We start from the raw sequence: 15983 nt of genomic DNA on the forward strand, positions 1-15983 counted from the left end.
GCTCTATTTTCCAACTTACGTGATCCGATTTTACTTAAAAATTTCAAGTGTTCCCATTATACACTAGATCCATCCGTTTTTCAATATAGGTGAGTTCACGCGTACAGGAAACAAATTCTCATTTAATTCTCAACGAAAGCCTTATTCCAGCTCCTTCATTCCGGTATACAGCTCAAAATACCGCCCTTTCTGCGCCAGCAGATCTTCATGGTCGCCGCGCTCAATGATCTGCCCGTGCTCCAGCACCATGATCGCATTGGCGTTGCGGACTGTCGAAAGCCGGTGGGCGATGACAAAGGTCGTCCGGTCCGCCATCAGCCGGTCCATGCCGTGCTCGATGTGCTTCTCCGTCCGCGTATCGACCGAACTCGTCGCCTCATCCAGAATCAGGATCGGTGCTTTAGAAACTGCTGCCCGCGCAATGTTTAATAGCTGGCGCTGTCCCTGGCTTAAGTTTGCACCGTCACCCTCCAGCATCGTGTCATACCCATCCGGCAGACGCATGATAAAGGAATGCGCCGATGCCGTTTTTGCCGCCTCAACAACTTCTTCATCCGTGGCATCCAGCCGCCCGTATCGAATATTTTCCCGTACCGTGCCGGTAAAAAGATGCGTATCCTGCAGAACCATCGCGATATTTTCCCGCAGCTCCTTCCGGTGCATCCGGCGGACATCGACGCCGTCCACCGTGATCGAGCCGCCCTGTATATCATAAAAACGGTTGATCAGATTCGTGATCGTCGTTTTTCCGGCTCCCGTCGAGCCGACAAAGGCGATCTTCTGTCCCGGCTTCGCATAGAGCGAAATATCCTTCAAAATCACCTGCCCCGGCTCATAGCCGAACGTCACATGGTCAAGCACCACCTCACCGCGGATCGGCGCGATCGAAACCGCATCCGGCGCATCTGCCGCCTCCGGTTCCGCATCCAGCACTGCAAACACGCGCTCCGCGCCTGCCAGCGCCGAAAATACGTTTCCAACCTGCATGGAAAGCTCGTTGATCGGTCTGGAAAATTGCCGCGAAAAACCTAAAAATACGGTCAGTCCACCGACATCAAAGTTCCGGAACACACAGAGCAAACCGCCAATGCAGGCTGTCAGTCCATAATTTAACTGGCTTAAATTGTTCATGACCGGTCCCATCACACCGCCGAAAAACTGTGCCCGGATCTGTTTTTCTTTCAGATCCGCATTGAGCCATCCAAATTCTTCCTCTGCGATCTCCTCATGGCAGAATACCTTGACGACCTTCTGCCCCTGCACGGTCTCCTCAATATAGCCGTTCATCGCGCCAAGCGCCGCCTGCTGGGCAGAGAAATATTTCTGGCTCCGTCCGGCAACAAATTTACCGGCACGCAGCATCACCGGCATCATGGCAAGCGTAATCACCGTCAGCCACACGTTCGTGTAAATCATCAGCACCAGCGTTCCCACAATACTGAGTGCGCCGGATAAAAGCTGCACCAGTGTACTGCTGAGCATCATGCCGATCGTATCCACATCGTTTGTAAAACGGCTCATCAGATCGCCGTTGCTGCCGGTATCATAAAACCGGAGCGGAAGCGTCTGCATATGGTTAAACAGCTCTTCCCGCAGCCGCTGCAGCGCGTTCTGCGCCACCTGCAGCATGATGCGCGACTGCATATAGGCAGCGGCAACGCTAACTAAATAAACCGCTCCCATCACGCACAGGGAACGGAACAGCCCCACCACATCGCCCCGGCTGCCATCTAAAGGCACAATATACCGGTTGATGATCGGGCGCAACATATAGGCGCCCGCCAGATTCGTCACCGTCCCCAGGATCACACAGAAAAAGGCGACTGTCATCGCCATCCGGTCGCGTTTTAAGTATGAAAGCAGGCGCAGCATCGTCTGACCGCCCGCCTTGGGCTTTCCGCCCTTCATGACCGCCATCCGTTCCGGTCCCCGGCGGCGTTTCGGCGCGTCGGCTATGCGGCTGCCATATCGGCGTTTCAGGCTTTCAATCTGTTTTTCATCCATCATGCCATCCCCTCCCCGTCTGCCCGTTTTCCATATTGCGTCTCATAGATCTCCCGGTACGCCTCACAGGATGCCAGCAACTTCTCCTGCGTTCCCTCTCCGATAATCCTGCCGTCCTCAAGGACGAGAATCCGATCCGCGTATTCCAGCGAACTCAGCCGCTGTGCGATAATAAATTTCGTCGTATCTTTCAAATCTTCCCGGAATGCCGTCCGGATCGCCGCCTCCGTTGCCGTATCGACCGCACTGGTGCTGTCGTCGAGAATCAGGATCTTCGGCTTCTTTAAGAGTGCCCTTGCGATGCACAGCCGTTGTTTCTGACCGCCGGATACATTGACGCCGCCCTGTCCCATCTCCGTTTTGTAGCCTTCGGCAAACGAATTCACAAAGGAATCTGCCTGCGCATACACTGCTGCCCGCCGCACTTCTTCCTCCGTCGCCGTCTCATCACCCCAGCGCAGGTTTTCCTCGATCGTGCCGGAAAACAGGACGTTTTTCTGTAAAACCATGCCAACGCCGTCCCGGAGATTTTTCAGGGAATACTCCCGCACATCGATACCATCCACCCGCACACTCCCCTCTGTCACATCATAGAGGCGGGGAATCAGCTGTACCAGCGACGTTTTTCCGCTTCCGGTCGCACCGAGGATGCCGATCGTCTCTCCCGGCTCTGCCGTCAGGCTGATGTGGGATAGAACCGGCTCACCGCCTTCGCGGTAGGAAAAGGAAACATCCTTAAATTCCACGCGTCCTTTCTCAACCTTCCGGTCCTTCTGTGATGCATTTTCATCGCTCAGATCAATCGGCTCATCCAGCACCTCATCGATTCGCCGGATGGACGCCATCGCGCGGGAACTCTGCAAAAATACCATTGAGAGCATCATAAGTGACATCAGAATCTGTACAATGTAGGTCGTAAATGCCGTCAGATCCCCGACCGCCATCCGTCCGCCGATAATCAGGTTTCCGCCGAACCAGACAACTGCCAGTGTCGTCACATTCATCGCGAACATCATGACCGGCATCGTCGCAATTACGATCTTCAGCGCCCGCAGCCCTGCCTCCTTGAGCTCCCGGTTCGTGTCGGCAAACCGCTTTTCCTCGTAGTCTTCCCGCACAAAGGATTTCACCACCCGCACGTTCGTCAGCACCTCCTGGATGCCGCTATTGAGCGTATCCAGCGCTTTCTGCATGGCTGTAAACCGCGGGTAGGCAGTCCGTAGGATCCAGACGATCGCCGCCGTCAGAAGCGGAATCACCACCAGGATGACAGCTGCCAGTTCCGCATTCATCCAGAATGCCATCACAAGCGCCCCCAGGAACATGCCCGGCGCGCGCAGCATCATCCGAAGTCCCATCATAATCAGGTTCTGTACCTGCTGGATATCGTTCGTCAGACGGGTTACCAGCGATCCCGTGCTGAACGTATCGATATTTTTAAATGAAAACTGCTGCACTCTGGCAAATAAGTCGCGGCGCAGATCGCTGGTAAAGGAAATCGACGCCTTTGCTGCAAAATATGCCCCCAGAATGCCGCCTGCCGCCATCAAAAAGGAGGTAATCGCCATCACAAGTCCCATTTTGAGAATGTATCCGCCGTCTTTCTGCGCCACGCCATGGTTAATAATCATCGACATAAATTTGGGCAGCAGAATCTCACCCAGCACCTCCGTTACCATCATGAGCGGTCCCAGAATAAAGGCGCTCTTATATGGCAGTATATATGATTTGTATCGTTTCCATTGCTTCACGCTTTTTCCTCCTGCCCGTTATTTCTGCAAATTTTTTTATGGATTCTGTTCAAACAGCTCCATCAGTTCATTCTGGCTCAAATCGCCCAGTGAAACCATTCCCTCTGAAACCACCTGCGCCGCCAGCGCAAGCTTCGCATTCTGCAGCTTCAAAAGATTTTCTTCTATCGTATCCTTTAAGATCAGTTTGTATACCGTGACCGGCTTTTCCTGCCCGATCCGGTACGCGCGGTCGGTCGCCTGGTTCTGCGCTGCCACATTCCACCACGGATCGTAATGAATCACGATATCCGCCGCCGTCAGGTTGAGTCCCGTTCCCCCGGCTTTCAGGGAAATAAGGAACACCGGAACCTCATCCGAGGCAAACGCCTGCACCATCCGGCTGCGTTCTTCCTTCGGGGTCGCGCCGACCAGAAGATGGGACGAAATGCCCTCCTGTAAAAGGCGTTCCCGAATCCGCTCCAGCATCGAGGCAAACTGGGAAAAGAGCAGGATCTTATGTCCCGCCGCAGACGCCGATGCGATCAGCGAAACACAGGTCTCCAGCTTCGCCGATTCTCCCGTATAATCTTCAAAACAGAGTGCCGGATCGCAGCAAATCTGGCGCAGCCGCATGAGCTGGGAAAGCACTTCCAATTTTCCATTACCCGACCACGCGCCGCCAGCCAGCGCCTCTTTCAGTTTCAACGCCGACGCCGTATAAAGCTTCTGCTGCCGCCCCGACGCCGCCGAATAAACGATCCTCTCTTCCTTGCCCGGAAGCTCCCGCAGCACATCCTTTTTCAAGCGGCGCAGGACAAACGGTCCCGTCATCCGCCGCAATGCCGTCAATGCTTCCGGATCCTGATTTTTCACGATTGGCAGCTCATACCTCTCACGAAACTTCCGGTAACTGTATAAAAATCCCGGCATCAGGAAATCAAAAATGCTCCAAAGCTCGCTGAGCCGGTTTTCCACCGGCGTTCCCGTCAGGGCGAAACGGACATTCGCCGAAATCTCCTTTACCGCCTTCGCTCCCTGTGTCTTTGCATTTTTAATGACCTGCGCCTCGTCAATAATCTCATATTCAAACGTGCGTCCCAGATACGCTGCCCGATCCCGTTTCAACAGATCATAGGACGTGATGATCACCTGCGCCCCCTCAGACGCCTCCATCCGCATCTGCTCCTCCAGCTGTTCCTGCCGTTCTTTCGCCGTCCCGGCAATCAGAAGCACGCGGATCTCCGGCGAAAACCGGGCAAATTCCTGTCCCCAGTTGTAGACGAGCGACGCCGGGCAGACGATCAAAGACGGAAGAGGTAATTCTGACCCACTGCCTTCATTTCCAGCCGCTTTCTGCTCGGTTTTTTCCTGATAAAATGCCGTCAGAAGCGCAATCACCTGCAGCGTTTTTCCCAGTCCCATATCATCTGCCAGGATCCCGCCGAAATGATACCGCGCCAGCGTCCGCATCCACGTATATCCGATCTTCTGGTATTCCCTCAACGTCTTTTCCAGCACCGCCGGAACCGCATAGCTGACACTCTGCGCCGTTTTTAGATCGCGCACCATCATCCCGTAGGCTTCATCCCGCTGAAACAGTTTCATCCTGCCGTCGCCCGAGAGACTGTCCAGATAAAAAGCACGGTAGGCAGGTATCTTCGCCTCCCCCGCCTGAAATTCACTCTTTGTCAGTCCCAGATCCGCAGTCAGACTGTCAAGCGCCTGCAGGCCGCCGCCCGAAAGCTGCAAAAATTCGCCATTTTTCATGCGGTAATATTTCTTTTTTTGGCGGTATTCACTGAGTACCTGCAAAAGCTCCGCCGGGTCGATTCCCGCCGTCTCAATCTTCAGATCCAGCCAGCCGCCTCCAAGAGAAACCCCCATCGACACTTCCGGCGGGGGCAGGACGCGCAGATGGCGGACAGACTCTGACAGCCATACCTCTCCCACCTCCTGAAACTGCGGCATTCCCTCGCTCAGAACCTGGTACAGCGCTTCTTCATCCCCGCGGATCACCAGCTCGCCGCTCTCATCCTCCCAGTAAGAGAAGTACCGCGTGATCAGGCGGCTGATATAAAATTCCGCCGGTACATCCCGGCAGATCTCCCGCGGAACATGCTCGTCCGCCAGCGGCGAAAACGTAAAATCTCCGTAGGAAAGCGTCGGACGCAGACGCAGCTCGTCCGGCGAATCACTGTCAAACTCAAACCGGGCTTTCAACGCCTCTGGGCGGTATTTCTCCCAATCGATCTCCGGGCTCTGCAAGATCCCAAGTGCCTCCATGCCTTCCAGCACCCGCGCATAAAAGAGCGGAATATCCCGGCTTCCAACCAGCAGCTCCCGCTTCTCTTTCCGGCTTCCGCACTCTCTTCCGCCCTGTTCCATCTGCTCCAGAAAAACGCCCATCGTTTCTGTATACAGTTCACTGCATCCAAACAGATGCAATCCATCTGCCACATACAGACGCTGTTCTCCCCGGAACGAAGTTAGAGCCGATGGAACCGTAACCGCAATTCCATCGCCCCTTGCTTCCACCTCCACCGGGAAACGTGGATCCTTGCGCTCAACCCGGCACACACGTTCAGCACCTTTCTCGTCCTCCGTCTGGACTTCTTTTCCCTCTAAAAGATCAAACAGCCGATCCCTCGCTGCAGATCCCAGCGTTAACGCCCGCATCACCGGAAGCGGCAGCCCCGCATGACCGCGCATCTCCTCATAATGGCGTATGTAGGCGTCCGCCTCCTCCAGCAGAAGATCTAAAAATGGGCGGCTTTCCGGCGCAAAGGCAGACGGGACGTGTTCAAACGCCATGCCTTTTCCGTATTCCACCCGTTTTCCGCTGTGAACCGCCTGTGCAAATTCCAGCAGGTTTTTCACAATATACCGTTTTTCCCGTCCGATCCGTGCCTCCAAAAGCACTTCGCCGCGCCGGATCTGTAAATAGGGATGCAGATAGACCGGTTCCCGCTCTTCCTCGCCCAGAATCCGCGCTACTTCCCGGTTCGTGTACTCCCGGATCATCATCCGGATCTCCGGCGAAGTCGAAACCGGCGGTGTATGCTCGGCTTTCTGCTGGCGGGCAAACGCCTCCTGAAGCGCTTTTGCATGCACGCAGGGACCCCGGAATGAATTTCCCTCCGCACAAGAACAAGAGTAGTCATAGATCTGACTACCCTTGATAAAAATTCTTGTCTGATATACCTTTGTCTCATCCTCAATCTGTCCCTGTACCCGTACTTCGCCCTTCCAAAAGGTATCTACGGACATTTTTATTATTTTCATGAGGATTCCTCCATATTACAGATTACATGTGTTCCGGCGATTCCATTCCGAGCAGATCCATACAGGTATCCAGCACCCGCTTGGTCAGCGTGATCAGACTGATAAAGGCTGCCTGCTTCGCTGCGTCCTCCTCGGAGAGGATCTTATTTTCCAGATAAAATGCATTAAACGCATCCGCCACTGCCGCCATGTATTGGCAGAGCTTATGCGGCGCCGTCTCGTAGAATGCAGATTCTGTCACCTCGCCGAAACGGCAGAGCGCCATCTGAAGTGCTTTCTCTGTCTCGCTCTCAGCCGGACGGATCGGAACCACTTTAGCATCCGCACCGCGCAGTTCCTTGTATTTCTCCAGAATGGACTTGATGCGGACGATCATATACTGGATATGTGGACCTGTATTTCCCTCGAAGGAAATAAAGCGGTCTACATCGAAAATGTAATCTTTGGTCGCCTGATTCGAAAGATCGGCATATTTAAGTGCCGCCAGACCGACAATCTCCGCCGTGCGTGTCATCTCGTCCGCCGGAACTTTCTGCTTCTCCTGAATCTTCTCATATACCTTCTCATCGATATTCTTGATCAGGTGCTCCAGACGCATAACACCGCCCTCACGTGTCTTGAACGGACCACCGTCCTTGCCGTTCATCGTACCGAAGCCCAAGAAGATCATCGGCGTATCTTCTTTGACGATGCCCGCCTTCTTCGCCACACGGAATACCTGGATAAAATGAAGCTCCTGGCGCTTGTCTACGACGTAAATGTAGCGGTCCGGATGGAAATCCTGCTCACGTTCGATGATCGTCGCCAGATCGGAAGTCGCATACAGCGCCGCACCGTCGGATTTGCGGACGATACAAGGCGGATATTCCTTCGCATCCCCTTCCTGTGCGATATCGACAACCAGCGCGCCATCGCTCTCATAGGCGAGACCTTTTTTCTGTAAATCCTCGATCAGTCCCGGAATATATGGCTGCGCATCGCTCTCGCCCTTCCAGAGGTCGAACGATACATTTAAATTGCCATAGTTCTTTTTCAGATCCTTCAAGGACACGTTCATGATGTGCTTCCAGATCGCATGGAACGGTGCATAGCCACTCTGCAGTTTGAAGGTTGCCTGCTGTGCCCGCTCACGGAATGCCGCATCTACCTTGGATTTCGCGCTCGCTGCCGGATAGATATCCTCCAGCTCGGAGATCGTAAACGGCGGCTCCGACGGATACTCGCCGGTATAATCCGGGTCAAAATATACCAGATCCGGCTGACGGTCATGCAGCTCCTCGATGATCAGTCCCATCTGCAATCCCCAGTCACCCAGATGCACATCGCTGATGACATGGTGTCCCATATAGCGGCTGATGCGCTTGATGCTCTCTCCGATGACCGCGGAACGTAAGTGTCCGACATGCAGCGGTTTTGCTACATTGGCTCCGCCGTAATCGATGATGATCGTCTCCGGCTTCTTAACTGCGTTGAGTCCCAGCTTTTCATCCTCTGCCACCTGCTGTACATAGGATGCCAGGTAGCACGGATTCAGGCGGATATTGATAAATCCAGGCATCACGGCGTTGATCTCAGAAAACATCTTGCTTCCGGCTGTCTTTTCCACCACCTCATTGGCAATATCGATCGGTTTCTTTTTATACGCTTTGGCAGCTGCCATCGCGCCGTTACACTGATACTCGCAGAGATCCGGGCGGTTTGATACCGTTACGCGGATGTACTTCTCATCGTACCCGCAGCCGGTAAACGCCGGTTTCAGTTCTTCCACGATCAAATCTAAAATCGTTTTCATACTAGATTCCCTTTCATAATTTATATCGCATATTTTCAAGAATGCCTCTGCATTCTTGCTGCGAGATGCGCGTCATGCAAAGCATGACATATTTCTTTTGCGCATCTTAAGCAATCCTGCCGGAGGCTATATCAGATGGGAGCCCCACTCCCACCACTGATACTAATTTGCTCCTCGCCACCTGAAGAGGTGGGAGTCATCTCTCATCTGATATATCCTTCCGCATTGCCTTTTTCACATCCTTGCGGAACTGCTTCCAGGCATCCTCATGATCCACGAAATACTTCGGGCACGCCTTTCCAGTCACATCATAATGACGGATCACGTCTTTCGGACTTAAATCGAGCTGCTTGCACAGCCATGCAGTCAGTTTTACCAGCGAGTCATACGTCTCGTCTGTGAACTTTCCGTCTGCCGCCGGATGGCAGCACTCAATCGAAACGGTGTCCGCATTCCTCTCATTGGAGGCATATGCCTTCTCCCCGACCGGAACGCACTCAATGATCTCGCCGTCCAGACCGATCACGAAATTGCTGCTGACGGAAACAGTGTTACTGCCGCTCTGATCTTTCAACCCCTCAAAATAATCATGGTTCTGCTGTGCCGTCGTCCCAGGATTTGCCACATAGTGAATCACGATCCCGTTGATGACCGGGATATTCGTCCCCGGTCTGGAATATCGGTTGACCGTGAGAAGCTGCTCATCAATCCAGTTTGGCATCTCGATCGTGGACGGATCGATCAGCTTGCGGATCATTTTCCCGCGCAGCGTCCAGCCTGTTCCCGCACCCAGGAGGAAAATAAGCAGACACAAAAACAGCTGCATCATCACACGGCGCTTCTTCTGCTGCCTCGTCCGCTCCCGGCGGATTGCCGTCTGCCTGCCGGATGTACGCCTCTTCCTGCCACCAGATCTGCGCGCCGGCTCATCCTCTTCCCCCAGACGCAGACGGTCTTCTCTTCCGTTCTCCATATTTATCACTCCCCATGAGCACCGCTCACTCCGAACCCGCTCTCTGAGATGAACCAACGGACGCGTCATAGACGCCTCCCCAATATGTTAAGCAAAAAAACTGTTGTAAAATCTCGACGTTTCCTCCGGATCTTACAACAGTTTCTCTGCTTGCTACTGTTCATGCGCTACATAACCAGCAAAGGAAAATGCCTGCCACAAACAGTAATCTCTGTTTCCAGTCAGAAACCTGTCAGTGACACGACTGCCTCCCCACAAGGGTACAAACGGTATCGTGAAGACCTTTCTGACGTATATGTTATAACTTAGACTCTGGACAGATATTCACCAGTACGTGTATCGATCTTGATCTTATCGCCCTGGTTTACGAATAACGGTACATATACAGTAGCGCCAGTCTCTACAACTGCCGGTTTGGTAGCGCCTGTAGCGGTATCGCCCTTGAAGCCCGGCTCTGTATCTGTGATCTCAAGCTCTACGAACAGCGGCGGTTCTACGGAGAATACCTTGCCGTTGTAAGAACAGATCTTGCACATCTCGTTCTCTTTTACGAACTTGAGTGCGTCGCCGATTGTCTCCTGGTTTAAAGCTACCTGCTCATATGTGTTTACATCCATGAAGTTGTATAAGTCGCCATCGGAATACAGATACTGCATATCAACTCTGTCGATTCTGGCAGACGGGAACTTCTCGGTCGGACGGAAGGTTTTCTCTACAACGCCGCCATTCATTACGTTCTTAATTTTAGTACGAACGAACGCAGCTCCCTTTCCCGGTTTTACGTGCTGAAATTCCATGATCTGGTATACGTTGCCATCAATCTCCAGTGTGATGCCGTTTCTAAAATCGCCCGCTGATATCATAAATGATGCTCCTCCTTGAAAATACTCGCTTTATCTTTTTTATTTTATACTATAAAATCCTCTTTTTCAACTACTTTTTTGAAAACACAGGGCACATCATGTCAATTCCGCCCCTTATTTTTCTAAAATTGCCGATATTTTTTCTGAAAACAACTGATTTTCCACCGTTTCCGGCACTCCTGTCAGCATCCAGTTCTGCCACTTGGCAAGCTCTTTCAAACCGTTCAAAAACACCCAGCTACAAACTTCCGATATTTTTTTCCTGTCTTCTCACATAGAACCACAGGACAATTTTCTCCAGATACCGCTTTAACACGATCTGGATCTCTTCCTTCGGATTGATCGGCTTTACAAGAATCGAATAGATGCCTGTCCGCCTCGCCCCGTACACATCCGTAAAGAGCTGATCCCCGACAAACATCGTCGAGCGCTCGCCCGTTCCCATCCGGCGCATCGCCTGCCTGTATCCGCTGCGCTTCGGTTTTCTGCCCTTGTAAATATAATCCGAACCTACCTGTCCGGCAAACGGGGCGACCCGCGCCTCCTTATTATTCGAGAGCAGACAGGTGTGGAACCCGATCGCCCGCAAACGTTCAAACAGCTGTACTGCCCGCTCGTCCGCCGGGGCACCGTGCGGCACCAGCGTATTGTCAATATCAAATATGATACCCCGCATTCCCTTCTGGTAAAACTGCTCATACGGGATATCATACGCAGAATCCAGCCATTCATCCGGATAAAACGCATTTCCCATCATCTGGTCTCTTCCCCGTTCTTTCCAGACTCATACGACGGCACTTTCCGCTGCTGTATCTTCTGCAGTTCCTCCATAAATGTATCGACGTCTTTAAACTCCCGGTATACCGATGCAAACCGCACATAGGTAACCACATCCAGATCCTTTAACCGCTCCATCACAAGTTCCCCGATCACCGCGGTCGAGATCTCCCGTTCTTCCCGGTTAAATAAATTGTTTTCCACATCGTCGATCAACGCCGAAATCTGTCCCGGAGAGACTGGGCGCTTGTGGCAGGAATGCAGGATTCCTGCCTCTATCTTCGCCCGGTCGTACATCTCCCGGGTATTATCCTTTTTGACAACCATCAGAGGGATTGTCTCAAGTTTTTCATATGTGGTAAAACGCTTTCCACAAGTCTCGCACTGTCTCCGGCGTCTGATAGAACTGTTGTCATCCGCAGGCCGTGAATCGATTACTTTCGTGTCAGCCGCGTTGCAAAATGGACACTTCAATCGCTCTTCCCCTTTTCTGGTTTTATTGATATGCCCCCGCCAGGTTTTCATAACATATCATACTTATTATAATATCGCAGGAAGTGCGCTTCTGCAAGCAGAAGTTTTCCGCTACTCCTTCTTTATTCTTTCTTTTCTCTCTCTTCTTTCAGCCTCACCAGAATAATGTCATCCCCTATCTGGCAGATGTCGCAGAATGGAATTATGTACTCTTTTTCCCGCCCCAGAAAGCCCCAGACACAGCCCGGTCCCGGCACGATGATCGCAAGCATTTTTCCCGTGCTGATGTCAAAATCGACGTCGCCCACAAAACCAAGGCGCTTGCAATCTTTTACATTTATCACTTCCCGCTGTTTGAGTTCACAGATACGCATAGACATAAACCTCCCGGATCCTTCTGTAATCAAAATATGTACAAAAGGACCGGGAGGTTCTTCCTGGACAGGTATTTTTATCTACTTTTATTTCGTAACTTCTGATAACGTCACGCTGTCAAAATGCAACGTATAATCAATCAGATGCGGCTGGCTCATCGCCACCGTCAAGGCACTGACCGCTACATCCTCATCCAGCGTTACCGGAATCTGGAACTCGGAATTGCCCTCGGTCTGGATCGGATCATACTGCACGTCATCCACCAGCATATACTCATAGTTCGGGCTGCTCCAGACAATATCGGCAATCACCTTTCCATCCTTGACGATAATGGTCGCCGGGCTGTCCACCGATGCTCTGCCGGAACCTCCCTGCAGGGTTACCTCACAGGTATAAGTGCCGTCTGCCACATCTGCAGTCTGCCCTGTCGGTTTCTGGGCATCTGCCGCATCATCGCTATTCTCCGTCTCGGATGATGCCGCTTCCGCGTCCTCTGCCTCTCCGGAAACCGGATTTTCTACCCTTACTTTGTGGTCGTACCAGGTGCCCTTCTTACCAATCAGAGCCAGGTCAAATTCTTCTCCGAGCGCCGGAACCGGCACATCGAAGCCGTTGACCTCCTCGCTCAGACCGTCGCTGTAAGTAACCGTGTCTACGGTTGGCTGCAGCCAACCGGCTTCATCTTCCTTTGCCTCGTCCGCAGTACCCAGATACAGGTTCACGATATTTTTCGAGGTCAGGCTGATATGAAGTGTCGCCTCGCCATCCTTGACCGTCAGGACACCTTTTCCATTTTTCGATTCATTGACCTTGAACATACTGCTGTCCGTCTTAAAATCGACGGTGTAGACGCCGTCTGCAAGGTCAATGCTGCTCTTTTGATCGGCATTCTCGGTTTCTGCGCTCTCTGTCTGCGCCACGGTGTCAGCTGCGTCCTGTTTCTGTCCTCCGCACGCTCCGAGAAAAGCGGCAGCAAGCAGAAGCGCCGCTAAATTTAATTTCTTTTTCATATACATTATTTCACAATAGAATCAATGGCTGTCCGTGTATGAGCAACATAGAAGGATTCTACTGCTTTAATTCTGCCCAGACCGGAAATCTGAGTATCTACCTTGTCAAATGCACCTGATGCCTCAAACTGGCTCTTCCAGGAATCCTCGTCATCGCCTGCCATGTCGTTGTTTGCGTGATCACCTGCAACTACCATCAGCGGACGAAGAACGACATTCTTATAACCTGCTGCCTTCACTGCCCCGATAACAGACTCACAGGAGGTCTCTTCCGGCTCGCCCTCTACGGTACCGATAAATACATTGCTATATCCAAGATTCTGCATCTGGGTCTGCATCTGGCTGTAGGTTACCTTTGCAACGTGTGCGGTACCATGCCCCATCAGAACGAATGCAGTTCCCTGATCGGCTGCGTCAGCTGCATCTTTAAAACCAGCTTCCGAAGCTTCTTCTGCTACAACTGCTTTTGCAACTGCCTCTTTATCTGCATTGATAACGGTTGCATCGTCGCCAACCTCACCCAACAGCGGCTCTGCGACAGCTATCTGCTCGAATTTATCCTGATACTTCTCGAGCGCCTCAACCATCTCGTCATACTCAGCACCGTGCATGAGGTGGGTCGGCTGGACAACCAGCTCTTTAACTCCGTTCTCCACGGCGCGCTCCAGTGCCTGATCCATATTGTCGATGCACTCGCCGTCACGAGCCTCAACGTGGTTGATAATGATCTGTGCGGTAAATGCACGGCGGACTGCCCAATCCGGGAATGCATCCTGGATGGAATCCTCGATACTCTTGATATCTTTCACACGGCTGTCGTTGAAGGAAGTACCAAAGCTGACTACCAGGATCTCCTTGTCGCCAATCTCATCCTGATTGCGCGGATCGTCCAGGCTCGCGTCGCCGGTATCACGACCAAAATAATCTGGATCTGCGTTCTCGCCTTCTACCAGCTCCTTCTGCTCGTCAGTCAGGGCATCCCATGCCTCTTTGGCTGCCTTGCACTGCTCATCCGTGTCATCGGTGCGCTCCTGTACATAGATGTCATCGATCAGCTTTGCCACCTTATCTGCTGCTTCCTGATCGGAATCGGCACTCTCAGCTGCCTCGGTCTCTGCCTCAGAAGCCGCCTCCGTCGAGGTTGCCTGGCTGGATGTACTGCCGCCGCAGGCTCCAAGCAATACGGACATCGTAACTGCCGCTGCACTTACAACTACTTTTTTGTTTTTTCTCATGTTTTCCTCCTTGTGTGACTCGCACAAAAATAGTTTTAACCGATATGTTCACGACAGCCGGCAGGTTTCCTGGCTTTCGGGTCATCATGCACGCCGCGCCTTCTCACTTTCGCAATGGCATCTGCGGCGCCACTCTCCGGTTCACAGTGACGAGATCGCACAGGTTTTGCACCTGTTTCCCTTTTACCCCCTGTCCACGCCTGCCAATCCGAGCAATCTGACTGATCTGGCACAAACAGCGGCACCCACTGCCCATATCAGCTTGTTTCATTATAGATGGGGTATGTTTAAAAGTCAATTTATCCCGGAAATTATATTGAAAAAGAATGTGCCTTGGCACATTCTCGCGCCGAGCGCGGTCGCTTGCGACATGTTTCTGCTTCGCGCGAGTGCGCATCATTGGCACGTTAGTGCCTTTTTGTGTAACAGGGAGTTCCAAGGAATTTCCTGTTACACAAAAAAGCACCTCTCATCCGGATAAAAGGTGCTCTCCTCCTCTTAATGATTTTATATTTTTTATGGCATAAATTTCCGGTAAATCGAAATAATTTTCTCATTCTTCACCGTCACAGCCGTGTTGTATGGCTTAAACTCCCCGATCAGCCGATCACGGATCGCGAATAATTCTTCCGCGGTATACACCTGCGGCGGTGTATCCGGGTCAGAATCATCTGTCAGGACAAAGTTCTCATCCATCTGCAGCGTAACCTCTCCCAGCTTATGGTAACTTCTCCCGACTGCCATCTCCGAGCCATAAAAGGAATCCTCCTCTACCATTCTCAGCTCTTCTCCCCCCTGTGCCGGACCGCCATTGATCTCGATCCGCCCAGACTCCTGTCGGTCAATCGAAGTAATGAGACATTCTTTCCCATCGATAAGCAGCGTATCTCCCGCCTGCAGTTCATCGATATCTGCCTTATGAAAATGCTCATAGTCATAGACCGTCAATGTGATGATAACATTGCTTTCATCCTGATGGATCTGCTGCGGTTTGAACCCAGCTGCAAAGGTACAGTTGTCAAAATGCGTCATATTGAGGGTTTCCCGGACTGGTTCAACCGTGAGCGGTTCCGTCCGCTCAGTTTCCTGCGTTTTATCCCGTTTGGGCTGCTCCTGCGCCTGATCATTTTCAGCCACAGCCTCACGGATCGCCCCCTGGCTCTCCTCATCGACAGCCCCTTCCTGTGTGGCTGTCTCCGATGCCACGCCCGCACAGGCGGTCATCCATACACTCATCCCAAGTGCTGCGGCGATCCATGTTTGTTTCAATCGTCTCATGTTTGCTGCCGCCCCTTTTCGGCTTCTCCTTTTTTCTGGCATTTTCGTAACTGTTCAGTACCTTCACAGTCACGCGCAAAAATCCACCAAAAATTGCCTACGGCAATGGGATTTTTGCCTGCTGGCCCATGTTTTCGTACGGTCAGCGCAGTAAATGCGCAGACCTACTGAACTGTTACACATTTTC

Annotated in this window: 13 protein-coding genes and 1 riboswitch; all 13 genes read right to left on the bottom strand. The window is 52.3% G+C overall.

All coding sequences use genetic code 11. The features are described 5' to 3' along the window. Positions 1-141 precede the first annotated feature (141 nt). The 13 genes from DWZ45_RS09105 to DWZ45_RS09160 all read right to left on the bottom strand — a co-directional run bounded on the left by DWZ45_RS09105 (position 142) and on the right by DWZ45_RS09160 (position 15796). On the bottom strand, positions 142-2007 hold the full coding sequence (locus DWZ45_RS09105) for an ABC transporter ATP-binding protein (protein WP_118468696.1): 1866 nt from the start codon (positions 2005-2007) through the stop codon (positions 142-144). Continuing rightward, the gene (locus tag DWZ45_RS09110) at positions 2004-3686 is read right to left on the bottom strand and encodes an ABC transporter ATP-binding protein (protein WP_107000415.1); all 1683 of its coding nucleotides are present in this window, start codon (positions 3684-3686) and stop codon (positions 2004-2006) included. The genes DWZ45_RS09105 and DWZ45_RS09110 overlap by 4 nt, the downstream gene beginning before the upstream one ends. Positions 3687-3791: 105 nt before the next feature. Beyond that, entirely contained in the window at positions 3792-7019 is a 3228-nt protein-coding gene (locus DWZ45_RS09115; protein ID WP_118468698.1) for an SNF2 helicase associated domain-containing protein, read from the bottom strand. A gap of 22 nt (positions 7020-7041) precedes the next feature. Further along, positions 7042-8811, bottom strand: a complete 1770-nt coding sequence (gene argS / locus DWZ45_RS09120; RefSeq protein WP_118468700.1) for an arginine--tRNA ligase — start codon at positions 8809-8811, stop codon at positions 7042-7044. A 196-nt stretch (positions 8812-9007) separates the two neighbouring features. Then, positions 9008-9784: a peptidoglycan recognition family protein gene (locus tag DWZ45_RS09125; protein WP_118468702.1), complete on the bottom strand. Its 777-nt coding sequence runs from the start codon at positions 9782-9784 to the stop codon at positions 9008-9010. Positions 9785-10089: 305 nt separating this feature from the next. Then, positions 10090-10647, bottom strand: a complete 558-nt coding sequence (gene efp / locus DWZ45_RS09130; RefSeq protein ID WP_022358740.1) for an elongation factor P — start codon at positions 10645-10647, stop codon at positions 10090-10092. A gap of 70 nt (positions 10648-10717) precedes the next feature. Next, complete coding sequence (locus tag DWZ45_RS14745) at positions 10718-10849, bottom strand: hypothetical protein (RefSeq protein ID WP_270228417.1); 132 nt, start codon at positions 10847-10849, stop codon at positions 10718-10720. 36 nt (positions 10850-10885) lie between these two features. Beyond that, positions 10886-11401: a YqeG family HAD IIIA-type phosphatase gene (locus tag DWZ45_RS09135; protein ID WP_118293196.1), complete on the bottom strand. Its 516-nt coding sequence runs from the start codon at positions 11399-11401 to the stop codon at positions 10886-10888. Then, complete coding sequence (gene nrdR, locus DWZ45_RS09140) at positions 11401-11898, bottom strand: transcriptional regulator NrdR (RefSeq protein ID WP_118293197.1); 498 nt, start codon at positions 11896-11898, stop codon at positions 11401-11403. The genes DWZ45_RS09135 and nrdR overlap by 1 nt, the downstream gene beginning before the upstream one ends. A gap of 122 nt (positions 11899-12020) precedes the next feature. Beyond that, positions 12021-12272 (bottom strand): YlmC/YmxH family sporulation protein, encoded by a 252-nt coding sequence (locus tag DWZ45_RS09145; RefSeq protein ID WP_106999996.1) that lies wholly within the window; start codon positions 12270-12272, stop codon positions 12021-12023. 87 nt (positions 12273-12359) lie between these two features. Beyond that, on the bottom strand, positions 12360-13283 hold the full coding sequence (locus tag DWZ45_RS09150; RefSeq protein WP_118468704.1) for a hypothetical protein: 924 nt from the start codon (positions 13281-13283) through the stop codon (positions 12360-12362). Positions 13284-13288: 5 nt separating this feature from the next. After that, positions 13289-14518 (bottom strand): sirohydrochlorin cobaltochelatase, encoded by a 1230-nt coding sequence (locus DWZ45_RS09155; protein ID WP_118468705.1) that lies wholly within the window; start codon positions 14516-14518, stop codon positions 13289-13291. Positions 14519-14559: 41 nt separating this feature from the next. Next, a riboswitch (cobalamin riboswitch) is annotated at positions 14560-14737 on the bottom strand. A 297-nt stretch (positions 14738-15034) separates the two neighbouring features. After that, on the bottom strand, positions 15035-15796 hold the full coding sequence (locus tag DWZ45_RS09160) for a hypothetical protein (protein ID WP_147353105.1): 762 nt from the start codon (positions 15794-15796) through the stop codon (positions 15035-15037). Between the last annotated feature and the right edge of the window lie 187 nt (positions 15797-15983).

This window comes from Clostridium sp. AF32-7AC (genome assembly GCF_003477925.1).
Lineage (GTDB): Bacteria > Bacillota > Clostridia > Lachnospirales > Lachnospiraceae > Otoolea > Otoolea fessa.

Coding starts and splice junctions, on each gene's coding strand:
- DWZ45_RS09105 (WP_118468696.1), bottom strand. CDS start 2,007: ATGATGGATGAAAAACAGATTGAAAGCCTGAAACGCCGATATGGCAGC.
- DWZ45_RS09110 (WP_107000415.1), bottom strand. CDS start 3,686: ATGATGGTAACGGAGGTGCTGGGTGAGATTCTGCTGCCCAAATTTATG.
- DWZ45_RS09115 (WP_118468698.1), bottom strand. CDS start 7,019: ATGAAAATAATAAAAATGTCCGTAGATACCTTTTGGAAGGGCGAAGTA.
- argS (WP_118468700.1), bottom strand. CDS start 8,811: ATGAAAACGATTTTAGATTTGATCGTGGAAGAACTGAAACCGGCGTTT.
- DWZ45_RS09125 (WP_118468702.1), bottom strand. CDS start 9,784: ATGGAGAACGGAAGAGAAGACCGTCTGCGTCTGGGGGAAGAGGATGAG.
- efp (WP_022358740.1), bottom strand. CDS start 10,647: ATGATATCAGCGGGCGATTTTAGAAACGGCATCACACTGGAGATTGAT.
- DWZ45_RS09135 (WP_118293196.1), bottom strand. CDS start 11,401: ATGGGAAATGCGTTTTATCCGGATGAATGGCTGGATTCTGCGTATGAT.
- DWZ45_RS09145 (WP_106999996.1), bottom strand. CDS start 12,272: ATGCGTATCTGTGAACTCAAACAGCGGGAAGTGATAAATGTAAAAGAT.
- DWZ45_RS09150 (WP_118468704.1), bottom strand. CDS start 13,283: ATGAAAAAGAAATTAAATTTAGCGGCGCTTCTGCTTGCTGCCGCTTTT.
- DWZ45_RS09155 (WP_118468705.1), bottom strand. CDS start 14,518: ATGAGAAAAAACAAAAAAGTAGTTGTAAGTGCAGCGGCAGTTACGATG.
- DWZ45_RS09160 (WP_147353105.1), bottom strand. CDS start 15,796: ATGAGACGATTGAAACAAACATGGATCGCCGCAGCACTTGGGATGAGT.